The sequence below is a fragment of the Paenibacillus sp. FSL H3-0469 genome, assembly GCF_038051945.1.
Taxonomy (GTDB): Bacteria; Bacillota; Bacilli; order Paenibacillales; family Paenibacillaceae; genus Paenibacillus_AQ.
Window position 1 is genome coordinate 5839050 of sequence record NZ_CP150302.1, and the last position, 22397, is coordinate 5861446.

Genomic DNA, 22397 nt, shown 5'->3' on the forward strand with positions numbered 1-22397 from the left:
TTATTAAGGGAGACGCAGCCGTGGAAAGTAGGCATTGGATGTCGATTATGCTTTTTATTGCAGCAGCACTGATGCTGTTTGTCTCGTTTCTGTCGTACCAGAAAAGACATCTGCCTGTTGCCAGAACGATGATTCTGATTATGCTGACAGCAGCCTTCTACGCCTTCGGCTATGGTCTTGAGCTGCTTAGCGGGAACTTAAGCCAGGTGAAGCTGGCGCTGCACATTCAATATCTGGGTATTCCCTTTGTCTCCACCTTATGGCTGGTACAAGCGATTCAATTCACCGGAGCCGCTGCGCGCTTCCGCAAGCGACTGATCGCCCTGCTGTTCCTGATCCCCGCCGTCATCTTCATCCTGCAGCTCACCAATGACTGGCATCATCTAATCTACAGGGAATTTCTGCTGAATACGGACCCTTCGGTCTCCTTGTATTACACCGCCAAGGGGCTGTGGTATAACATCCATGCTGCTTATAATTATCTGGTGCTGCTTGGCGGCATTGCGCTGTTCATATCCATGTTTGTACGGGCGTTGCCGATTGTACGCAAACAGATTGCTGTGCTGCTTCTGGGTGCGGTTGCGCCTATGCTGCTCAATCTGTTTCTGTGGACCGGAACCCGAATTGATCTCACGCCGTTCGGATTTGCAGTGTCGGGCATCGCCTACGCCTGGGGCATCCTCAGATTCAACCTGCTCCGCCTGACTCCGCTGGCTATGGCGCAGGTGTTCGAGACGATCCGGGACGGTGTCCTTCTGTTCGATTATGAGAATCAGATCGTCAGCTACAACCGTGCCGCAGAGAAGATGTTTCCCGAGCTTGGGAGCAGGCGGCGCTACCCGGCGGATATGACGGAGGTGCTTGCCGGCAGCGGGGAGCTGCTTGAACGTCTCAGGGGCTTAAGCGATGAGGACGAGCGGTTTGCCTACGAGCGGCTCCAGGCTGGCAGGCGTCTGTACTATAATTGCAGTCTGTCCTTCATTCATGATACAGGCAGCACCCCTATCGGCAAAATCCTCTTGGTCAGCGACATTACCGAGCTGAAGGAGAGCGAGGTCCGGCTGCGCGAGAATGCCCGGCAGCTGTCCGAGCTGAATGCCTTCAAGGACAAGCTGTTCACCATTGTGGCCCACGATATCCGCGATCCGGTAGCACTGCTGGTCAGCCTGACAGAGCTGCTGGGCGACGGGCTGACAGCTGCAGATGGGGAGCATGCGGAGGTGGTGCGGGAAATTAAAGGGCAGGTGCGGAATACGTTCCAGCTTGTTGACAATCTACTGGACTGGTACCGCAGCCAGAAGGGGACGGTGTCGTTCCATCCGCAGGCCTGGAGTGTGCAGCAGGTGGTCCGGCAGGCCCTGATGCTGGCGGGTACGAAGGCCGGGATGAAGCAGATCCGCCTGACGGAGCGTATCGGCAGTGAATTAACCGTCCGGGCGGATAAAGAGATGCTGGATCTGATCCTGCGCAATCTGCTCTCTAACGCTATCAAATTCACTGGGATAGGCGGCTCTATTGTGGTTGAAGCCCTGCTTGAAGAGGACAAGGTGATCTTGTCTGTCCGCGATGACGGGATCGGTATTGATGAAGCGACCGCAGACATGCTGCGCCTGGAGGAGCCGATTCTGAAGGCGCCGCTGGGAGAGGAGGCAGGAGATGCCCGCTTCGGCCTGGCGCTCGCGCGTGAATTCGTGCGCATTCATGGCGGGAGCCTGTGGTTTGAGAGCAAGCCGGGTAGTGGAACCACCTTCTTCTTCACCTTGCCGGGATCGGCAGGAGGCGAACGGATGGAGTAACGGGCAGCGGGAGGGAGGGAGGAGATATGCAAATGAAGGTTATACTGGTCGATGATGAACGGATGATGCATCTGATCCTTAGCACTATGCTGCTTAAGCTGCCTGAAGTTGAGCTTGCGGGTACGTTCACAGATACGAAGTCGGCTGCTGCCTTTCTGGTGGAGCACCCGGATGTGGAGCTTGCCTTCGTAGACCTCTCTATGCCGGGAGAAGGCGGCATGGCCTTTGCAGCCAGGCTGGCGGCTGCCGGTTCACCGGTGCAAATTGTGTTTGTGACCTCACATAAGGAATTTGCCCTGGAGGCTTACGACTTGTCCGTGCTGGATTATTTGGTCAAGCCGGTCTCCCAGGAGCGGCTTGCGCGCACAGTGAACCGGGTGCTTACCCAGCGGCGGGCTGCTCCGGCACGGCTCTCCCCCCAGCCGGAGGTGCAGGCTCCGGCCGGTTCCGGCCGGGTAACGCTCACGATGCTCGGGGATGTTGCCGTCAGCAGCGGGGCAGGCCGGGTCAAATGGACCTCCCGTAAATGTGCTGAGCTGTTTGCCTATCTGCTGCTGCTCCGGGGGAAGCGCGTCCCCCGTTCCAGGCTGGTTGCGGATATCTTCGGCGGCATGCATAAGGCCAATGCGGAGAGCTATCTTAACACTACCGTCTATCAACTGCGCAAATCTCTGGAGCCGCTGGGCCTGCGGGAAGCCATCCGTTCGGAGAACGACGGGTATGCGCTTGAGCTTCAGGCGCCGGTTATGGACTATCTGGAATTTGAACAGAAGGCATCCGCCTTGCACACCATAGAACCCCCGGATATAGAGAGGGCTATGCGTATCGAGCAGCTCTATACAGGGGAGCTGTTCGGCGACAAGGCTTATGTGTGGGCCATCCATGAGACAGAGCGTTATGCCGAATTGTATGCCTCCTTCGTCAAACGGCTGGCCGCAGCGCTCATTGCCAGCCGGGATTCCGCTGCGGCCTCCAAGCTGCTGCTGAAGCTGAACAAGCGGAATCCGCTGGATGAATCGGTGATCCGCCAGCTGATGGCCGTTCACGAGCTGGCCGGAGACAAAAAAGGTCTGAATGCCGTCTATACAGATTATGTACGGCTGCTGAGCCGCGAGCTTGGCATCAAGCCCTCCGGCGACCTGATCTACCTGTATGATTCCCTGGTCCGGCGGATCTCGGAACTCAAATAATCTCTGTTTAAGCCTTCTCCGGAGGGCCCGGATTACGGGTCCTCCGGTTTTTTTTTGCTGCTCAACCCAATCAGAATGGCAATTGCTAGAGTAGATTAGGTTGAGGGGGATTCTATAAAGTGGCGGCAATGGACTGCGCCATATGTGGACAAGAGGGTAAAGGCGCGAATCCGTTCCGATTACATTAGGAAATGGGGGGATACAGATGGATTTCAGTGCATTGACTGGCCTTTTCGTAGATAACAACGGTTCAGTCGTGCTGAATGTTCTGTTATCTACTGCCTTGATCTGGAGTGTTAAGCAAATTGCGAATAAAGAGAAAGTAATCCAGAACTATCAGAAACGCGATGAGGAGAATGAGAAGCAGCTTAGCGAATATAACCGTACGCTCGTGAAGCTGCTGATTGAGAGAGGAACCGCAGAGAGAAAACCTAATGATGAGGAGGTCGTCAACAAGTGAAGCTCCTCGATATCTTTCGCAAGCACGAGCTGAAGCCCAGCCGGGTCAAACGGGAAATTGAGACCCTGGGCCAAATTCAGGAGGCGTATGAATCCAATGATCTAGAGAGGCTTATTGATCTGAACCGCACTGGCTTAGGTAGAAGGGGAGATGATCTGCATGGACATTATTGACTTGGTACTGATTACACTGGAACTGATCGCCTTGATCGCTTTTACCGCATATGTTATCCGTTACAGCAAATATTTCATCGGACGGGGGCCTATGCGCACCTATAATTTGTATCTCCGCAGTGTGTGGGTAACTTATGGGGCGGTAGCGCTCCTGTGTCTCAATCTGCTGTGGGGAAGGCTGAACATCATTCTCGGGCTGAATTTGTCCGGCAGCTTCTCCGATATTCTGCGGGAGTATGTGCTGGTGCTGACGCTTGTCATGCTTGTATTCGCAGGCTTGATGCATAAGGAATTATGGGACAACAACCATAGGCCCAAGCCCCGCAGCGAACGCAAGAAACTGAAGTAGTCCCCATTCCCCATCATTCCCCCTCGGACACCTGTCCTCCGCCACGTTCATCTCTCTCTATATGAAAAAGCACCAGCTCCAGCTGAAACAGCTGGCCGCTGTAAGCAAGCTGAAACAGCCCGCCGGCCCGCTCCATCGTCTGGCGGATATTCCGCAGTCCGATCCCGTGGGAGCGCTTATCGCTTTTGGTCGTCAGCAGCTCGCCGCCTGGGCCTTGGAGGACAGACCCGGCATACGGATTCTGAATCCGTATAAATAAGCTGTCATTCAGATAATGCATATGTACCGCGATGTATCGTTCTGTTCCCTGTTCCTTGGGGATCAGGCTGACTGCTTCCTGTGCATTGTCAAGGGCATTGCCCAGAATAACGCTGATAACAGTGGTATCCAGCATCAGCCGGGGCGGAAGGCTTAGCTCCAGACGGAGATCTATCTCTGCTGGGGATGCTTCCTGCCGTTTGTAATCCAGAATGGAGTCAATAACCGGATTGCCCGTGTTGCAGTAGGCTTGGGCATGTCCAGCCGAGCCCAGCAGAGCGTCCAGCTCGGCTGTAGAGGCAGCTTCTTCTCCGCTGAGGAATCTGGAGCGCAGGCCCAGCAGAATATGGTTGAAGTCATGGCGGAACCGGAGAGCTTCCTCCTGAAATTCCCGGTTCCGGTGGTACTGGTTCACATAATAGCTGTTCTGCTGCTCCAGCAGCAGACGCTGGCTGCGTTCAGACTGTGTGCTCAGCACGCGGTCAATCAGGAGGAAGATCAAGAGATTGATAGCGAGCAGCAAGGCGGGAACGACAGGAAATAATTGCGGATATAGCTGGAAGAAGGGGCTGCCGGATAACTGCAGCAATACCGCAATGCTAAGACAAGGACAGAGCAGGACAACAGACCCTAACCATCCGGTCAGCTGGCTCCGGCCCTCGCCTTTCACCAGCCTGCGCAGCAGAAGCACGAGCAATAGTATGAGCAGCTTCGAGAGCAGCAGGCCGAGCCTGTAACCGAAGTCTGTACGCGGTAGAGGAACCGCTGCATCGCTGAGGATAATCACAGCAGAGATAAACACCGCAGCGTATAACTGCGAGGAAAGGCTGCCCCTGTAGAGCAGGGACAGAGCCAGGATCAGTCCGATATTGCCAGCCATCAGCAGCAGGCCGGGCAGGGAGCTGTGATGGAGCAGGGCATGAACACCTATATACAGCATGTAAAGGGCGGTCAGCCGCAGCCGTGATTCCACACGGCAGGTGAAGAAGCGGCTGAAGAAGAGATGCAGTATGACTGCCAGGAACGGTAGTACAGCGAGATAAATGATTTCATCGAGGAGTACGGAATTCATACCAGCTCCCCCCTGAAATTCAGATAGGCCCTGCGCACAGCGGGGCTATATTTGCTGCTGACCGGCAGCTCACAGCCGGTGGTGAGCATGATTTTTTTGGCGCTGATGGCCTGGATTGAATAGAAGTTCACGATATAGGACTGGTGAATTCTTACGAAATGGCTGGACGCCAGCTTCTGCTCCTCCTCTATTAGCTTCCCGTAGTATTGCAGTGTCCGATCATGAGTAACCAGTATAATCCGCCGGATGCTGCTCTCCAGATAATGAATGTACTTGTGAGGAATCCTTAGTTCCTGGTTCTTCAGCTGTACCGCAAGGAAGTTAGTCCGGCCCTGCTGCCGGAGACGGAGGGTCTTATGTATGGCCCGGACCAGCTTCTGCTTGAAGATCTCCGGCGTTACCGGCTTTTTCATGAACCCCGACGGACGCAAGTCAAACAGCTGCATATGGTATTCCTCATGGCTGGAAATATAGATAAGCTGCACCGGATCATTGCCGTCATCTTCCCTCAGCAGTTGTCCCGCCGCAATGCCGCCCAGACCGCCCAGCTCAATGTCCATCAAGATAATATCGAAAGGGCTGCCATCCCGGAGGGCCCGGGCAAAGCTTTCTCCTGAATAATATATGGAAATTTCAATAGGCTCGTTCAAGTGTTCCCCGGTTTCCAGAATCAGGCGCTCGGCCTCTCCGGCTGCGCGGGGCTCATCGTCACACACAGCAATATGAATCATCGGCTTCTCCACCTTTGCATTTATCCCTACATTATACATTTTCATCCTCAAAAACGACATGATCTCGCGTGAATATGACACCTGCGTTAGCGAAGGGAACACCAGATGGTATCGTTAAGCCGTCAACAGATTTGAATGGGAAAAGGAGTGTTTGCTTTGACGGCAACGGTATTTGAGGCTGAGGGCTTATCCAAGGAGTACCCTACAGGAGCGGCGCTGGATCAGCTCTGCATGAGAATTGAGGCGGGGGATGTATACGGTTTCGTGGGGGAGAACGGGGCAGGCAAAACAACGCTGATGAGAATCATCGGCGGTCTGGTGCATCCGACAGCCGGAAGGATGGCCTTATTCGGAGAGCAGAGCAAGGAGAAACAGATTGCGGCCCGACGCCGGATCGGCTTCCTGATTGAACGGCCTTCGCTCTATCCGCATATGAATGCTATGGAGAATCTGGGCTTTTACTGCCGGATCTTCGGCATCAGGGACAAGGGCAGAAGTGCTGAAGTGCTGAAGCTTGTAGGTCTGGATGAGGCGGGACCGAAGAAGGCGGGCGAGTATTCGCTTGGCATGCGCCAGCGGCTGGGAATTGCCGTGGCCCTCCTGAACCGGCCGGAGTTCCTGGTGCTGGATGAGCCGGTGAATGGACTCGACCCTGCGGGAATTGTGGAGGTCAGGCATATCCTGGAGCAACTGTCCAGGGAACAAGGCGTGACTCTGCTGATCTCCAGCCATATTCTGAGTGAGCTGCAGCTGCTGGCCGGTAAATACGGCTTCATTCATCAAGGCCGGCTGATTCAGGAGATTTCGGCTGCTGAACTGCAGCGGTCTGCGCAGGTGATGATCTGTATTACCACATCTTCTCCGGCAGCAGCTGTAGCTGAAATGCTGAAGCAGGAGCTTGGCCGCGGGGATATCCGGGTTAAGCAGACCGGAGAGATCGAGCTTCCCAGAAGCGGGGTGGATCTGGAGCGACTGATGTCTCTACTCGTGCAGCGGGAGATTCCGGTTGACGGCTTTCAGCTGACGGCGCCCAATCTGGAGCAGTATTATATGGATTTGATCGGGGGCGGCGGAAGATGAGGAACTTCTGGCAGGCTGAAATCTATTATTTGCGTAAGGATCTGGCCTTCAAAAGCGTTACCGCAGTCTTCGCCTTAGCCAGCCTCGCACTTGTTCTACTTCTGGGCGGCAAAGGCGGCTATTCCTTAAGCAGTTATGCAGAGCCGCTCAAAACGGCTGCTTCATTCTCTATCCTGTTCTATCTGGTTATTCCGCTGCATGCCTGTTTTTTTGCAACCGAAGGCTTTGAGCATGGCTCGGTGCAGAATATTATTGCTGCCGGGCATGGCAAGATGAAATACTTTACCGGTAAATACGTGCTGGAGCTGCTTGCCGTTCTGGGCTGGCTGCTGGAGTTCTACGGTTTATATTATCTCTTCTCTCTGGCGGCAGCGCTGATTACAGGAGCTCCGGTGGGACATGCCGGATATACAGAGGATCTGGCGGCTGGTCTGACAGCCTTGGGACTGAACCTGCTCTATCTGGCAGCTTATTGTGCAGCAGTCATGATGCTGGGGATGCTGATCCGCAAACCGGCTTCGGCGGTGGTGGCCGCATTCTTCTTCATCTTCGGTAACCTGCTGCTCAGCGGGTATCTCAAGGATGCCTCCTCAGCGGTTCTTCGCGCAATTTCTGAGCATTCCCTGATGACGCAGATTTTCAAGTTCTCGGGGATATACGTGGAGAACTCACAGCTGATCCTACTCTCAGGGGCGGAGGATTATATACGCGCGTTGTGGATTCCTGCAGCTTGGATCTTGCTGTCTCTAACCATCACCCTGACCGCTTTGGAGAAGCGGGATATTCAGATATAATAGGGGAAAAGCATGCAGGGAGGCGGTCTGTTTGACTTCGAATGATACGCTGCAGCTGGCGACCTTCGCCGGCGGCTGCTTTTGGTGTATGGTCAAGCCGTTTGACGAGCTGCCGGGCATCGTCTCGGTAGTGTCAGGTTATACAGGCGGGCACACGGAGAATCCGACCTATGAAGAGGTAGGGTCGGAAACTACCGGGCACCGGGAGGCGGTGCAGATTGTCTATGATCCGGAGCTGTTCCCATATGAACGGCTGCTGGACATCTATTGGCAGCTGATCGATCCGACGGATGACGGCGGGCAGTTCATGGACCGGGGCCTTTCTTACGCTCCGGCGATCTTCGTTCAGAATGAAGAGCAGCGGAAGCTGGCGGAGCTGTCGAAGGAGAGGCTGAAGGCCAGCAAGCGCTTCAAGGCGCCGATTGTGACGCCCATCCTGCCGGCTGCGCCGTTCTATCCGGCGGAAGCGGAGCATCAGCAATATTATCTGACCCATCCGCTGGATTATAAGCTGTATCAGAAGGGCTCGGGCCGTGATGACTTCACAGCGCTGCACTGGAACAGCCGTGAGGACAAGAAGCGGCTTCGGGACCGGCTTACAGAGCTGCAATATGAGGTCACCCAGAACAAGGGCGCGGAGCCAGCCTACCAGAATGCATATTGGGACCACTTCGAGGAGGGGCTATACACGGATGTGATCAGCGGTGATCCGCTATTCAGCTCGGCAGCCAAATTCGATTCCGGCACAGGCTGGCCCAGCTTCACGGGTCCGGTGGAAGAGGGGATGATCCGGCGGGAAGCCGATTATAGCGGCGGGCAGGTGCGGACCGTGCTGCGCAGCAGGCTGAGCGGAGCTTATCTGGGGTATCTGACCTTTGACGGGCCGGAGCCGGCGAAGCAGCATTATCATATCTATTCTGCCGCCCTTCAGTTCGTCCCGAAGGCGGAGCTTGAAGACCGGGGGCTGGGACGGTATGTGAGACTCTGAAGCTTAGGTCATATTTATAGCTGCCTTGAGCATATGCTTGATCTATAGTCCTGTCCACAAAAGGGGTTGAAGATTTGGCGGGTGCACTTTTAGGCAGCTTTTTGTCTGCAATGGCAACAGTGCTGGGGGTTATTCCTATTCTGTTCGTAAGGCGGCTGTCGGAGCTGTGGAAGGATGTGCTGGTGGCCTTCACCGCCGGGATCATGGTCTCTGCAAGCACGTTCGGGCTGATGCCGCAGGCCATCAAGGAATCGGGCATTACTGCACTGACTCTGGGGCTGATTACCGGCGTATTGCTGCTCGATCTGATTGAGAGCCATATACCGCATATCGATGTGGAGAATAAGCCCGGCCTCAGCACTCTGGATTCCAAAGCGCTGCTTGTCATGATTGCGCTGTTCATTCATAACATCCCCGAAGGGCTCAGCACAGGCTTCAGCTATGCCAGCGAGCAGACAAGCCTTGGCCCGATGGTGGCGATTGCGATCGGTGCGCAGAATATGCCGGAAGGGCTGATTCTGGCGATCTTCCTCATGAATGCCCGCGCCAGCCGGCGTAAGGCGTTGACGATAGCAGCGTTGACCGGGCTGATGGAGATGGTGTCGGCCGTGATCGGGTATTTTACAGCCAGCTATGTACAGAATGTGGTCGGGTACGGTCTGGCATTCGCTGCCGGAGCGATGCTCTTTATTGTGTATAAGGAGCTGATCCCGGAGAGCCATGGTCACGGATATGAACGGCCTTCCACGTATTCGTTTATCTTCGGGCTGCTCGCGATGGTCTATATTACGCAGTTTTTTGGCTAGGCTGCTTCAGCAGCAGTGTCATTTGCATCTGCCTGCCGCAGCCGCTATACTATAACGCAATCCCCGGTTCCTATGGAGAAGGAGTGGTGACACGATGGTTAGACTGGAATGGGAAGCTGTATTATCCTTCGTACTATTGATTGCTTCATACCTGTGCTTATACGCGGCTATTCAGAAGCGGACGAATTTCGCCCGGTACAGCATGACGGTTCTCCTGATAGCCAGCGGAGCGCCGCTTGCTGTGATGCTGACTCTGGAGAGCAGAAGGGAAGCGCTGGATGCCAATATCGGGCTGGGCATGGCGTTCCTGCTGACCTGGCTCATTACCGCAGTGGTATTTGTGGCTGCATTGATTACGTGGATAGTTAAGGCAAGGAAACGCGCTCATAGGTAGAAAATAAGAAGCAAGGCAAAAAATAAGAAGCTGTCCAGAGACTGTAACGCCTACAGTTTCCGGACAGCTTCTTCTGTTAGGCGTAGGCTGCTCTATACGTGCAGGGTATACCGTCCTGCTTTGCTGGCACCCCGCACAGCTTCAAGCTCAAGTGCAGAGAGCGGCTGCGAGCGGGCAGCCGCCATATTCTGCCGCAGCTGCTCCAGGCTGCTGGCCCCCGGGATGATGGCCGCAACCGCCGGATCGGCCAGCGGATATTGCAGCGCAGTCTGCGTCAGCGTCCGGGTAAGGGTAGTCTGGCTCATCAGCTGCTTATGCAGCGCCGTGAGCTCGGCCTGCGTATAATCCAGATATGCCCGCTGCGCCTTACTATGGCCATGATCGTTCAGAATGCCGCTCGCCAGCGGCCCCCGCGCAATCAGGCTGATGCCCGCGCGGCCCAGCAGCGGAAGAATGCTCTCCTCCGGGCGTCTGTCGAGAATGCTATATTGGCTCATCACGCTGACGATACCGGAACGCTGCACATATTCCCGGATCACATTCGGCCGGATGGAGGAGATGCCGTAATGGCGGATCACCCCTTCCCGCTTCAGCGCCTCGAAGGCTTCAACCGTCTCATCGATATCATCCTCCAGCGTTCCTCCATGCAGCTGATACAGGTCAATATAATCGGTCTGCAGCCTGCGCAGGCTCTCTTTCACAGCGGAGCGGATATAGGCCTTGGAGGCATCCCAGCTCCAGCCTTCCTTGCCGGGAATTCTGCGGTTGCCCACCTTGGTCGCCAGGATTACGTCGGCGCGGCGGTGCCGGATGGCCTGACCGACAATCTCCTCATTGCGGCCCTCATCGTAGAGGTCGGCAGTATCCAGGAAGTTAATTCCGCGTTCGAGCGCTTCGTGGATAATGGCGGTGGCCTGCGCTTCCTCGGTCCCCAGCGACATGCAGCCAAGCCCCATGGCACTTACATGTAAATCAGATTGCCCCAGTCGGTTAGTCTTCATCGGATGTCCTTTCGTTACGCAGTGATGGGTATTGACGGGTACGAATGAGTTCATTATAGCATTCAGGCATAGCGTAAGCACCCGGGAGGGACTACTTCAAGGTTCAACTGGTGCAGCATCAGCCTTTAAATTGTAGTTGGGCGTGATGAGACCTGAAATTTTAAAAAGAGTAAAAGTATTAGGGGGAATTGTATGTGAAAAACCGAATACAATGTGCCCGCGCGAAGGTATCAGGCCGAATGTATGCGGAAAACCGAAAATAATAGTTTTGTTGTTTCCGTCTTACTGATCCAATCCATGCTTGTTAAACCTTATCCACCCAAAATCTAACGGACCGGAGAGATCTTATCCCCGCAAAAACGCCACTTTTTGCAGCGTAACGGACTCAGTGGACCTTATCGTCTTTCTGCGAGACGTTTTGGAGCTGAATAGCAGGGGATAAGGTCCTTGCGGTCCGCTAATCGCCCAAGTGAGGACTTTCTTCCCGGATAAGAGCATCTCAGTCTGTTACGCTAAGCCAAACGCCCCTGAATAACAACGCCCGCTTGGAAAAATAGATGTAATTTGAAGGGGAATTGCGTCTGCTCCACTATTTAAATCTGATAAGGTACGAGTCAGGGATATCTGCACAAAAAAAGAATCCTGCACCACCGCGAGCGGGTGGGCAGGATTTCCGTCATATCTGTAATCTGCAGACTCGGCAGGTGCAGTATCCGCCCCGGGTTATCCGCGCAGAATCGTCTCAATCTGCTCCAGCTCTTCAGTGCTTAGCTCAGGCGCATTCAGTGAAGCTACGGCATCCTCGATCTGGCTGATCTTGCTTGCTCCGATCAGTGCAGAGGTCACCTTGCCGCCGCGCAGCACCCACGATAAGGCGAGCTGGGACATTTTCTGTCCGCGTGCCGCCGCAATTTCATTCAGCTTGCCAACCTTGGCCAGTACCTCAGGCGTGAGCTCCTTCTCGGAGAGGAACACGCTGGGTCCGGCTGCACGGGAATCGGCTGCGATGCCGTTCAGGTAGCGGTCGGTCAGAATCCCCTTTTGCAGCGGGGAGAAGGCGATGGTGCCGATACCCTCTTCCTCGAGCACATCCTGCAGGCCATCCTCGATCCAGCGCGACATCATCGAATAGTTCGGCTGATGGATCAGGCAAGGCGTGCCCAGGCGGCGGAGAATCTGTGCGGCTTCGCGCGCTTCCTCCGGTCTGTAGTTCGAGAGGCCGACATACAGCGCCTTGCCCTGGCGGACCAGGAAATCAAGAGCGGACATGGTCTCTTCCAGCGGTGTGTTCGGGTCCGGGCGGTGGTGGTAGTAGATGTCTACATAATCCAGCCCCATCCGCTTAAGGCTCTGATCCAGACTGGAAACCAGATACTTCCTGGAGCCCCATTCGCCGTAAGGGCCGGGCCACATGTAGTATCCGGCTTTGCTGGAGATGATCAGCTCATCGCGGTAAGGCGCGAGATCCGTCTTCAGCATCCGGCCGAAGCTCTCTTCCGCTGAGCCGGCAGGCGGGCCGTAGTTATTAGCGAGGTCGAAGTGGGTGATTCCTAAGTCAAACGCCCGGCGGACCATGGCGCGGCCGTTCTCGTACACATCATTGCCGCCGAAATTATGCCACAGCCCGAGGGAGATGGCCGGGAGCAGCAGGCCGCTGCGTCCGGTGCGGTTATATTTCATCGTGTCATAGCGTTCAGGATTGGCGATATACATATTGGATTCCTCCTAAGTTAGAGTTGTGCGAGACTTCATACCTCCCTAATTGTAGCGGATAAACGCTTTCAATCGTATGTCAGCAAGGAAGATTTTTATAGCACAATGTCCGTATCTGCATGGCGGAGCCGGTATTCTTTGGGCGAGCAGCCTTTCACCTTCTTGAACATCCGGGAGAACAGCAACGCATCCTGATACCCCACCGATTGCGAAATCTCCCCAATGGTGCAGCCTGTCTCCGTCAACAGCTCGCAGGCCTTGGACATACGGTATTGGAGCAGATATTGCTGGGGCGGCAAGCCGACTGTCCGCTTGAACAGCGCCGACATATATTTGCGGTCCAGCTTCAGGGAAGCGGACAGGCTCTCCATCGTCACATTCTCGGCGTAGTGGGCTTGAAGGTAATGCAGGCACTGCTCGACATAGACACTTCTGCTGCGCGGAGCCGGGCTGTCGGTAGCCGGGACTGTGCGCAGCAGAAGGGAAAAGAACTCATAGAGCATCACCTTCAGCGGCAGATCCAGCAGATCCCCGCTGCTTCCCGTCTCCGATAACCTGGCAGACAGCGAGGGCATCAGCACCTGGTCCATCGGGAACACCGGCTGCTCCGGGGTAAGCGAGGTCCGTGACAGCAGATAACTTGCCTCCTCCCCGGTAAAAGCAATCCAGGAATACAGCCACGGGTCGTCCTGATCTGCGGCATAATGCGTGACCACATGCGGATAAGTGAGGAAGGCCTGCCCTGCGTTCAATGTATGGGTGGCTTCACCGACGGTTACCGTGCCGGTTCCGGCGTGTATGAAGTGGATTTTGTACAGGCTGCGCACCCCGGGTCCGAACGAATGACCGGGTGTGCACTGCTCCTGGCCCCAGTAATGCAGATATAAGTCAGGATTGGCCCGGTGGGGGCGATGGGCGTTATATTTGAATACTGTCATGCTTGCAGCCTCATTTCCTAAAAGGATGTTGGCACTCCTAATGAACACATACCTCTAGTATACCTCAGAAGGAGGAGGACCGGACAACCGCAAATAGTCCCAGCCCGGGAAGGGGAGGGACCAGGAGTATGAGGCTGAATGCAGGCTGGCTGGGGATGCAGGGAATCAGGCTTCCATTTTGAGCATAACCAGCTCTTCTACAGGCTGACCGTTCACCAGATGCTCCTCCACGATACGGGCCACATCCTCCGTCGTTACATTGTAATACCAGACCCCGTCCGGATACACGATGACAAAAGGGCCGTTGCCGCATAGGCCGAGACAGCTGGTTTTGTTGATTTTGACCGTCTTGTTGATCCCTTGCTCCACCAGTTGCTCCTTGAATTCCTGCATGACATCCTCTATATCCTGGTTATTGCAGTGCTCACTGCAGCAGAAGAGCAGATGCTTCTTAAGTACCTTCAGACGCATATTCATCGCGGTTTCCCCCTGGATTCTATAAGAGTAGCTAACCTGTTATACGAGGAGTATAGTCTCTTTTGGCCGCGCTGTAAGGAGATTGGAGCATTGTTCCCAAAGGCTTAATAACTGCCATCAATTGGAGAATTCAGTGTGATCTAAGCTGACTTCAAATCACTGAATTTGTGGAAAATGTGTCCGGCAGGCAATTTCCTGTTTCATAAATTTTTTTGCGGAACCCGGCTCAAGATCGAAAGTTACCAGTTTCGCGGAGAAGGGTTTGGTTAAGTAAGGGATGTGAAAGTAAAGCGAGAGTCAAACCATTAACAACCTAAAACAGCTACCAGGAGGGAATCGTTATGAATAAGAAAATTGTAGGTGTGTTCCATACGGAGCATGAAGCTTCACGGGCGATTGAAGACTTGAAGGCGCACGGCTTTCTGACAGAGGATATCTCAGTGATAGCGAGAAATAAACGTGATGTGGAAGCGATCAACGATGAGACCGGGACGAAGGTGCCGGAGGGTATGGCTTCCGGGGCAGCGACCGGCGGTATCCTTGGCGGTGTGACCGGACTGCTGGCAGGTATCGGTGCTCTCGCGATTCCGGGAATTGGACCGATTATCGCAGCGGGGCCGATTGCAGCCACCCTGACCGGAGTAGCGGTAGGAGCAGGAACGGGCGGTCTGGTCGGCGGTCTGATCGGATTAGGCATTCCGGAGGATGAAGCCGCGAGCTATGACAACTATGTAGACGAAGGACACATTCTGGTTATGGTGGATGCAGATGTCTCCCGCGAACATGATGTATACACGGTATTCCGCAACCATAATTCGGCAAATGCTGACCGCTATATGAGGGATGCCGGCACTGCGGGAACGGCTGCGGATAGGAATGCTCCACGGGACTCCGTCACAGACGCGGTGGATGCGGCGTTCAATGGCTCAGGTCTGGAAGGCAGACATGATACTGGGCTGGACACGATGAATTCAGCCACAGAGCATGATCTCCCGGAGCGCAGCGCAGTGGAGGATATGAAACGGCCGGGAATGACAGGCGATCTGTATTCCGGCACGCGTAACGGCATCGATAAGATACCGGATCATACAGCCGACCGCAGGCTCCAGGATGAGGAGGACCGGCTGGCACAGGAAGCTGCCAGACAGGAAGGCGCACGTCCTGGAACCTTCGGTAAAGTGACAGAGAAGGATGACAGCGAGTTGCTCCGAAATCACGGGCGTATTCGTTAAGCGGCGCAAGAGCAGCGGATGACGCATAAGCATAAGATGATAAAAGACAAGGGTTTCCCGAAGTCCTGCCGGACTTTAGGGAGGCCCTTGTTTGATATAAGGTCTCAAAAGGGGAGATAGTAGGCTATTACGGGAAGAAGCGGTTCGGGGAAGACGACCCTATTGAATATCCTTGGGTTACTTGAAAAGCCTGATAGCGGCAGGATCAAATTGTTTGACGAGAAGGATCAGAGAATCAGTCCCCTCCGTAGAAACAGCTTCTCCGGTTTTCTGTGCAACTGGTTTTCAACAACCAGACATTCCTGTGTTTTCGAGAAAATATAAGGGTTTCCGCGAAGTCCAGCCGGACTCCACGGAAACCCTTTTGTAGATCCAATGAACCGTTAGACTTCAGAAGATTCAACACGCGCTAAGGAACTACATAAAGGCCGCATTGGATCTGGCCGGAATGATCTCCGGAATATCCTTGCCGGGCAGGAAATGAATGCTGCGGATGTAGCGGATCGTGCGGCTCTGTGCCCGCATGATCACCGAATGGGTCTCGGCGCGTTCCTTGCCGATGAAGCGGACGCCGTTGAGGAACTCGCCGGAGGTCACTCCGGTTGCGGCAAAGATGACATCGCCTGTACCGACCATATCCTCCATGGACAGCACCCGTGTAGGGTTGTCAAGGCCCATCAGCAGACAGCGCTGCATTTCAAAAGGCCCCTCAGGGAGCAGCCTGCCCTGAAGCTCTCCGCCCAGGCAGCGCAGTGCGGCCGCCGCAAGAACGCCTTCCGGGGCTCCGCCGGAGCCCATGTAGAGATCGACATCGCTGTCCGGTAGCGCAGCGGCAATGGCCCCGGCGACATCGCCGTGATTGATCAGCTTGATACGCACTCCTGCTTCACGCAGAGTGGCGATCAATCCCTCATGCCGCGTGCGGTCCAGCACCATCACCGTCAGCTCCGGGAGAGCTTTGCCGGTGAGCATACTGGCCTTGCGCAGCGTCACTTCCACCGGATCGCCCAGGCTTAGCTTCCCGGCGAGCTCCGGCCCGCAGGCCAGCTTCTCCATATAGATATCCGGTGCATGCAGCAGGCTGCCTCTGTCGGCAATAGCGATCACGGACTGTGCATTATGCAGCCCGCAGGCGACTACCTCCGTTCCTTCCAGCGGGTCAACCGCTACATCCACGGAAGGTCCCTTTCGGTTCCCGACACGTTCACCGATATAGAGCATCGGCGCTTCATCCATCTCGCCTTCACCGATCACCACAGTTCCGTCAATGGAGACGGAATCGAACATGGCACGGATTGCGGTTGTGGCAGCAGCATCCGCCGCATGTTTGTCGCCCCGGCCAATCCAGCGGGCAGAGGATAAAGCGCCCAGTTCAGTGACCCGTACAATTTCCAGTGCCAATTCGCGTTCCATAAGGATCTCCTCCATTGTAGTTAAATTAGATATAACCCATAATAATGCCGGCGGTTTCTTCAATCGCCTTATCCGTAATATCAATGACAGGACAGCCCAGCTTGGCGAATAGGGCTACCGCATATTCCGTTTCTTCAGTAATACGTTCGAGGCTGGCATACTGCGAGCCAGTAGGCAAACCCAGCATCTTCAGGCGCTCGGAGCGGATCTTCAGCATATACTCGGGCTTCATAGTCAGGCCGATGATCCGGTTCGGCGGCAGGCTCAGCAGCTGCTGCGGCGGGCCGACCTCCGGGACAACCGGATAATTTACAACCTTCTTGCCCCGGTGGGCCAGAAAGATACTGAGCGGTGTCTTCGAGGTGCGGGACATGCCGAGCAGAACAATATCCGCCTTGAGCATGGCCCCAAGATCACGTCCGTCATCACAGGCAACAGTGAATTCAATCGCCTCAATCCGGCTGAAGTATTCCTCGTCAAGCTGATGCAGCAGTCCGGGCCGCGCCTCTGGCGCATCATCGAAGGTATCGATGAAGGCCTGCATCATCGGGCCCATAATATCAACAATTCGCAGATCGAGCCTGACGGCCTCCTCACGGATCATCTCCCGCAGCTCCGGCTGGACCAGGGTGTAAGCTACGAAACCCTGAAGCTGAGCCGTCTCTTCCATTAATTTGCGTAGTTCATCTTCATGTCTGACATTACCGTATCTTCTAATGGTGACACGCTGATTCTGAAATTGGTGGATGACGGCCTGCACGACAGCTTCCGCCGTATCTCCAATAGAATCCGAGCATATCGTAATGTAATGTGTGTCTGGCTCCATGCTCAATCGATTCCTCCGTTATCCTTTGGCTTCAAGCTCGAGGAGAAGCTTCACGATGGAAGTCTTCGTGAGCCGCCCTACTACGTCCAGCCCTGCATCGGACCCTTCCCCACTGCCTGAAACCACTACCGGCAGACTGTCTACCTCATGAACAATCATGCGCTGCGCGGCATCAAGCACCGTGTCATCGGGCGAGACCGTTACTACCTTGGGCTGGCGGGTCATCACCATGCTTACAGGCATTGTTACCGCGCCCGGATTGCCCAGTGTAACCTTGAGGAAATCCTTGCGTGAGGCGACACCGGTCAGTTTGCCGTCACTGCTGCAGATAATAAGGGTACCGACATCCTGCAAAAATAGCGTAACCACGGAATCCTGAATGGTTGTATTCTCACGGATAATCACCGGGATGCTCTGAATATCACTAACCTTGGTATCTTGCAGCAGCCCCCGGCTATTGTGGCGTGCTGCGGCTTTGGTGCCGGGGAAGTAACCGACCTTGGGCTTCGCGTCAACGTATTCTAGCATGACCAGAATGGACAAGTCCCCCCGGATCGTCGGCCGGCTGAGGCCGAGGCTTTCCGCGATTTGGTCACCGGTAATCGGCGCTCTTTTTTTCACAATTTCAATAATTTGCAATTGCCGGGTTGTCAGTTCGATCACAGTTTTCCTCCACTTTCCGGTTTACGTTATAGATACAGGTATTCCCCTTGTAGAAAAGGAGCACCGTACGCCGATTCCCCCTTTCATTCAGACGTCCTATTTGGGATAATATTCTCTAACTTTCTTATATAATACGCAATAATTATCGTTTTTGCAATATATAATACGTCATATATATTTTTCGAATATATATGACGCATAATCAGGATTGATTGTAGATGACATGAAGTTCATCAGATGAGGAATTGCAGCCGTTGAATTTGTATTTCAGCTCTGAAGTGAAGTAACAGATATGCCCGTCGGCGCTAAGCCTGTGAAGATAAAAGAACAGCCTGCATCCCTTTACGTCAGGGTGCAGGCTGTTTGTGTTCGGGAGAAGCGCAGCAGCTATTCCTGAACCAGGGGTTCAACGCTTGCTTTTGGCAGAACGGGGATTACCGGTTTAGGCTTGAAGAACAGCTGCTTCAGTGCGCTGGCATTCACAAGGATGGTTCCGGATATAATCGTGAACACGCCAAGCAGCGTTACCCAGGTGACCGCTTCGTTATAGAACAAGAAGCCTACGCCGACGGCAATCGGTGGTGAGATATACAGCCAGGTGGACGGGAAAACCGGATTCGTCTTGGAGACGAGCCAGTAGAACAGTGTATGTCCAACCATGGAGCCGACAACGGTCAGGTAGAGCAGGGAACCTGCTGTCTTGAACGATAACAGGAAGGACGGGTGCAGCGGCTCAGTGAACAAAGAGATGATGAACAGCAGTGCTCCGCCGTACATCATCTGGGCTGCGTTCAGAGCCACGGGGGACTCGCCTGCGAAGGTGGTGATTACTTTTTTGGAATAGATTGCCCCCGCCGCGTAGCAGAGTTCCCCAATCAACACCACCACACAGCCGAGCAGCCAGAGCGGAGTAACATCAGCCGCCAGACTGGGCAGCACCAGCAGCAGGACCCCGGTGAAGCCGATGATACAGCCGAGCAGGGAGTAGGCGGGAGCTTTTTGGCGCAGGAAGGCCGTCTGCATCAGCAGAATCATCATCGGTCCGGTAGCTGACAATACGGCAGCAAGCCCGGAGGATACATATTGTTCCGCCCAGTAGAGTGCGGCGAAGGTGCCGAAGGTCAGGGCTGCTCCCGTGAGCAGCATTTCCTTGCGCAGCAGCAGGGAGAAGCGGGCTTTGCCCTTCAGAACCATGAACAGGAACAGCACCGCACCCGCCACGAAAAAACGCAGTCCCGCAGAGAAGAAGGGCGGCGCTCCGGCGTCTACGCCGATTTTGATGGCCAGGAAGGTAGTGCCGAAGATCAGACAGACAAGTGAATAAGCTAACAGAATCATGGTTCAGTTCCCCTTTGCGGTGGTAATGTGTCACCCTCTTAAAGATTTCAGTTAATCATATCCTCATAGGCACAGAACAGATTGAAGGTAGTAGAACAGTTGCGGAGGGGAATGCTGTACAATAGGGCAAAGAGAAGCTAGCGGCGGGGCGTGCGGGGATGTGTAGGAGCCGGCAAGCGTCAGCTGGAGCCGTGTCGAGTGAATATGGAGCGATGGAGCGGGGCGACCCCGGTATAGGTTGCAGAGAGGCGGTAGTTTTTTGATGGAAAAAATAGCGGGTGCCGGGCAGAATAATCCATTATTCCGCCAAGTCTATGAGTTCATGCTGAACCGGATGGAGCGCGGGGAGTGGAAGACTGGTGATAAACTGCCTTCGATCCGGCTGCTGGCGGAGGAGCTGGGGGTTCACCGGCTGACAGTGTTCAAGGCCTACCGGGCGCTGGCCGAGAGCGGCAAGCTGTATGTCAAAGACAAATCCGGTTATTATGTGGCGCCGGGCAGCAGGCTTAACCCTCCAGCGGACGAAGGGACGCCAGTGCCTGGATATATGGTCAGGAGCCCGATGTCCGATATTCAACGTATGCCCGTAGTGTACCAGTTCTCTCAGGCATTGGTTGATCCGGGACTGCTGCCGAACCTGTTCCTGTCCGATTATGTCAAAAAAGTATTCGATCTCTACCCGAGGGTCATGGGCACCTACGCCTCCGTACAGGGGGATGAAGAGCTGCGCGTTACGCTGAGCAGCCATTTCGAGGAACGTTATAGGCTCCAGCTGTCGGCCCGGGAGCTGCTGATTACCTCAGGCGCCCAGCAGGCAATCAATCTGATTGCCGGAATCATGCTCGGCCCGATGGATGTTGTGCTGGTGGAGCGGCCTACGTATAGTGTGGCGCTGGATATTTTCAAGCGGGCAGGGGCACGGCTGGTAGCCGTGGAGATCTCGGCGCAGGGCTATGATCTGGCGGCGGTGGAGGAGCTGATGCGCAAGGCTAAGCCGCGGATGTTCTACATCAACCCGACCCATCATAACCCGACGGGGTATACGGTTCCGGCGAAGCAGCGTAAGCTTCTGGTGGAGCTTGCGGAGCGCTACCGCTGCCTGCTCGTGGAGGATGATCCGTTCCGTGATATGTACTTCGGGGAAGAGCCGCCCGCACCATTCTTCGCCTATGATACGGAGGGCTGGGTCATTTATATCAGCAGCTTCAGCAAATATGTGGCTCCCGGCCTGCGGATCTGCGCGGTGGCCTGCCGTTATCCGTTCATGGAACGGCTGATCGCGGCCAAGTCCTTGGCGGACAACGGGACGCCGCTGCTGAATCAGAAGATTTTCCTGCATTATTACACTTCACCGCGCTTACAGCAGCATCTCGGCAAGCTGCGGATTGCCCTGCAGGTGCACAAGGAGATTATGGAGGAGGAGCTCGCGGCCACCGGCTGGGAATGGACAACTCCGCATGGCGGCCTCAATCTGTGGGTCAAGCTGCCGGACAGTGTTCCGGTAACTCAGCTGCTGGCCCGTTGCCTGGAGCAGTCGATCTCCTTCGTTCCCGGTGAGCTTTGCGATCCGCTGGGGGAGATGAAGTCCTGGCTGCGTCTCAGCTATTCTTTTGCCAGTGAAGCATTACTGCGCGAGGGAATGCAGCGGCTCACCGCCATTGCGCGGGAGATTGAGGCGGGGGAGTAGTCAGTGAGATAGGTGACAGGAATAGGAATAAGTAACGGGAAAGACGGTAACAGCTGATAGTTGCGGCTACATCTCTATTAGGTATGCTTAGCGAGTAACTGCGGCTATTTTGCTAAGATGGGACTTTTTGGTTTGTAGAGTAACCTTTCTCTGGAAGCTTCCGTCTGAGGGATATGAGGAGCGTGATGATGATGGTAACGAGAAGGAAAATACGGAGCGCCTGGCTGATGGCTCTCTGTGCGCTAATTGTCTTCATGACACTGCTGACTGTGCGCCCGCAGGTTACCTATGCCTGTTCTTGTGCAGTGTTTCCTTCACCGCTGGAAGCACTAGAGAAAAGTACGGCTGTTTTTGAGGGAACGGTAGTCTCGATGAAAGAGGAATTTAAGCTAGTACAGTCCAGTGCTGATCCGGTGCAGGTAACCTTTCAAGTGGGAGCCCGGTGGAAGGGGGATATGGGAGAGCAGGTGACTGTTAGTACCGCACAGTCTGGGGCGAGCTGCGGCTTCCAGTTCACCAAGGGTGAGCGTTACATCGTATATGCAGGCGAAGAGAAAGCAGGGGATGGGGGAGGAACAGCTAAGCTTACAGTCAGCTTCTGCAGCCGGACCGCATTCTTTTCTGGTGCGGAGGAGGACTTAAATGAGCTTGGCGCCGGAATATCAGGGGGCTCGCCCACGGAGCCGCCCGGGATCGCTGATGATCCAGGGGCGGTCTCTGGAAACTATCCAACATCAGCAAACCCTCCAGCTTCTGAAAATAGCACAACAACTGAAAAAAATAAAACAACTGAAAGTAATCCAACGGCCGTGCCTGAAACAAACTCTGCACCTTGGCTGCTATACGCCGGAGCGGGTGCAGGTATAGTAGTCCTTGGAGCCGCCGCAGTGATTCTCCTGCGCCGTCAATCTAACTCGCATAAGTAATCTGGAGTAGATTAATAAGGCGATACTACCTACACTATTGTGTTTGGTTTATCGTATACATTGGGTTTGATTACCCTCGTAGCAGCAATTGT

General features: G+C 54.7%; 22 protein-coding genes and 2 pseudogenes. 14 read left to right on the plus strand and 10 right to left on the minus strand.

Features of this window, described 5'->3' with window-relative positions:
* Positions 1–20: 20 nt before the first annotated feature.
* The 5 genes from NSS83_RS25470 to NSS83_RS25490 all read left to right on the plus strand — a co-directional run bounded on the left by NSS83_RS25470 (position 21) and on the right by NSS83_RS25490 (position 3968).
* Entirely contained in the window at positions 21–1796 is a 1776-nt protein-coding gene (locus tag NSS83_RS25470; RefSeq protein ID WP_341346758.1) for a histidine kinase N-terminal 7TM domain-containing protein, read from the plus strand.
* A 32-nt stretch (positions 1797–1828) separates the two neighbouring features.
* Entirely contained in the window at positions 1829–2986 is a 1158-nt protein-coding gene (locus tag NSS83_RS25475) for a response regulator (RefSeq protein ID WP_341187177.1), read from the plus strand.
* 205 nt (positions 2987–3191) lie between these two features.
* Positions 3192–3446, plus strand: coding sequence for a hypothetical protein (locus NSS83_RS25480; protein ID WP_036723207.1), 255 nt, complete (start codon positions 3192–3194; stop codon positions 3444–3446).
* A complete protein-coding gene (locus NSS83_RS25485; protein WP_341346759.1) occupies positions 3443–3619 on the plus strand; it encodes a hypothetical protein in 177 nt (58 codons plus the stop codon). Before NSS83_RS25480 ends, NSS83_RS25485 begins: the two co-directional genes overlap by 4 nt.
* The gene (locus NSS83_RS25490; protein ID WP_341187179.1) at positions 3606–3968 is read left to right on the plus strand and encodes a hypothetical protein; all 363 of its coding nucleotides are present in this window, start codon (positions 3606–3608) and stop codon (positions 3966–3968) included. The genes NSS83_RS25485 and NSS83_RS25490 overlap by 14 nt, the downstream gene beginning before the upstream one ends.
* 13 nt (positions 3969–3981) lie before the next feature.
* Here NSS83_RS25490 and NSS83_RS25495 read toward each other — a convergent pair whose 3' ends face one another.
* Complete coding sequence (locus tag NSS83_RS25495; RefSeq protein ID WP_341346760.1) at positions 3982–5298, minus strand: ATP-binding protein; 1317 nt, start codon at positions 5296–5298, stop codon at positions 3982–3984.
* Positions 5295–6029 (minus strand): LytTR family DNA-binding domain-containing protein, encoded by a 735-nt coding sequence (locus NSS83_RS25500; RefSeq protein ID WP_341187181.1) that lies wholly within the window; start codon positions 6027–6029, stop codon positions 5295–5297. The genes NSS83_RS25495 and NSS83_RS25500 overlap by 4 nt, the downstream gene beginning before the upstream one ends.
* 156 nt (positions 6030–6185) lie before the next feature.
* On the opposite strand from NSS83_RS25500, the gene NSS83_RS25505 reads away from it, so the two are divergent.
* The 5 genes from NSS83_RS25505 to NSS83_RS25525 all read left to right on the plus strand — a co-directional run bounded on the left by NSS83_RS25505 (position 6186) and on the right by NSS83_RS25525 (position 10091).
* Positions 6186–7109 (plus strand): ATP-binding cassette domain-containing protein, encoded by a 924-nt coding sequence (locus NSS83_RS25505; RefSeq protein ID WP_341346761.1) that lies wholly within the window; start codon positions 6186–6188, stop codon positions 7107–7109.
* The gene (locus tag NSS83_RS25510) at positions 7106–7903 is read left to right on the plus strand and encodes a hypothetical protein (RefSeq protein WP_341187183.1); all 798 of its coding nucleotides are present in this window, start codon (positions 7106–7108) and stop codon (positions 7901–7903) included. Before NSS83_RS25505 ends, NSS83_RS25510 begins: the two co-directional genes overlap by 4 nt.
* Before the next feature lie 31 nt (positions 7904–7934).
* Entirely contained in the window at positions 7935–8891 is a 957-nt protein-coding gene (msrA, locus tag NSS83_RS25515) for a peptide-methionine (S)-S-oxide reductase MsrA (RefSeq protein ID WP_341187184.1), read from the plus strand.
* Positions 8892–8965: 74 nt separating this feature from the next.
* The gene (locus tag NSS83_RS25520; protein WP_036693754.1) at positions 8966–9697 is read left to right on the plus strand and encodes a ZIP family metal transporter; all 732 of its coding nucleotides are present in this window, start codon (positions 8966–8968) and stop codon (positions 9695–9697) included.
* Positions 9698–9791: 94 nt separating this feature from the next.
* Positions 9792–10091: a hypothetical protein gene (locus NSS83_RS25525; RefSeq protein ID WP_341346762.1), complete on the plus strand. Its 300-nt coding sequence runs from the start codon at positions 9792–9794 to the stop codon at positions 10089–10091.
* A 92-nt stretch (positions 10092–10183) separates the two neighbouring features.
* On the opposite strand, the gene NSS83_RS25530 is transcribed toward NSS83_RS25525, so the two are convergent.
* From NSS83_RS25530 to NSS83_RS25545, 4 genes are all read right to left on the minus strand, one after another.
* Positions 10184–11092 (minus strand): aldo/keto reductase, encoded by a 909-nt coding sequence (locus NSS83_RS25530; protein WP_341346763.1) that lies wholly within the window; start codon positions 11090–11092, stop codon positions 10184–10186.
* Between the two features lie 723 nt (positions 11093–11815).
* The gene (locus NSS83_RS25535; RefSeq protein WP_341346764.1) at positions 11816–12805 is read right to left on the minus strand and encodes an aldo/keto reductase; all 990 of its coding nucleotides are present in this window, start codon (positions 12803–12805) and stop codon (positions 11816–11818) included.
* Between the two features lie 95 nt (positions 12806–12900).
* Entirely contained in the window at positions 12901–13743 is an 843-nt protein-coding gene (locus tag NSS83_RS25540) for an AraC family transcriptional regulator (RefSeq protein ID WP_341346765.1), read from the minus strand.
* A 165-nt stretch (positions 13744–13908) separates the two neighbouring features.
* Entirely contained in the window at positions 13909–14220 is a 312-nt protein-coding gene (locus NSS83_RS25545) for a (2Fe-2S) ferredoxin domain-containing protein (RefSeq protein ID WP_341346766.1), read from the minus strand.
* A 341-nt stretch (positions 14221–14561) separates the two neighbouring features.
* Between NSS83_RS25545 and NSS83_RS25550 the strand changes: the two are divergent.
* Positions 14562–15056: pseudogene (locus NSS83_RS25550) on the plus strand (general stress protein); the annotation flags it as partial.
* Between the two features lie 432 nt (positions 15057–15488).
* A pseudogene (locus NSS83_RS25555) lies at positions 15489–15674 on the plus strand (ATP-binding cassette domain-containing protein); the annotation flags it as partial.
* Positions 15675–15869: 195 nt separating this feature from the next.
* Here NSS83_RS25555 and glpX read toward each other — a convergent pair.
* From glpX to NSS83_RS25575, 4 genes are all read right to left on the minus strand, one after another.
* Complete coding sequence (gene glpX / locus NSS83_RS25560) at positions 15870–16865, minus strand: class II fructose-bisphosphatase (RefSeq protein WP_341346767.1); 996 nt, start codon at positions 16863–16865, stop codon at positions 15870–15872.
* Positions 16866–16890: 25 nt separating this feature from the next.
* Complete coding sequence (locus tag NSS83_RS25565) at positions 16891–17691, minus strand: pyruvate, water dikinase regulatory protein (protein ID WP_341187189.1); 801 nt, start codon at positions 17689–17691, stop codon at positions 16891–16893.
* Positions 17692–17709: 18 nt separating this feature from the next.
* Positions 17710–18354, minus strand: coding sequence for a helix-turn-helix transcriptional regulator (locus tag NSS83_RS25570; RefSeq protein ID WP_341346768.1), 645 nt, complete (start codon positions 18352–18354; stop codon positions 17710–17712).
* 387 nt (positions 18355–18741) lie between these two features.
* A complete protein-coding gene (locus NSS83_RS25575) occupies positions 18742–19692 on the minus strand; it encodes an EamA family transporter (protein ID WP_341187191.1) in 951 nt (316 codons plus the stop codon).
* 262 nt (positions 19693–19954) lie between these two features.
* On the opposite strand from NSS83_RS25575, the gene NSS83_RS25580 reads away from it, so the two are divergent.
* Both NSS83_RS25580 and NSS83_RS25585 read left to right on the plus strand, forming a co-directional pair.
* The gene (locus NSS83_RS25580) at positions 19955–21379 is read left to right on the plus strand and encodes a PLP-dependent aminotransferase family protein (protein ID WP_341346769.1); all 1425 of its coding nucleotides are present in this window, start codon (positions 19955–19957) and stop codon (positions 21377–21379) included.
* A gap of 185 nt (positions 21380–21564) precedes the next feature.
* Entirely contained in the window at positions 21565–22305 is a 741-nt protein-coding gene (locus NSS83_RS25585) for a hypothetical protein (RefSeq protein ID WP_341346770.1), read from the plus strand.
* Positions 22306–22397: the final 92 nt, after the last annotated feature.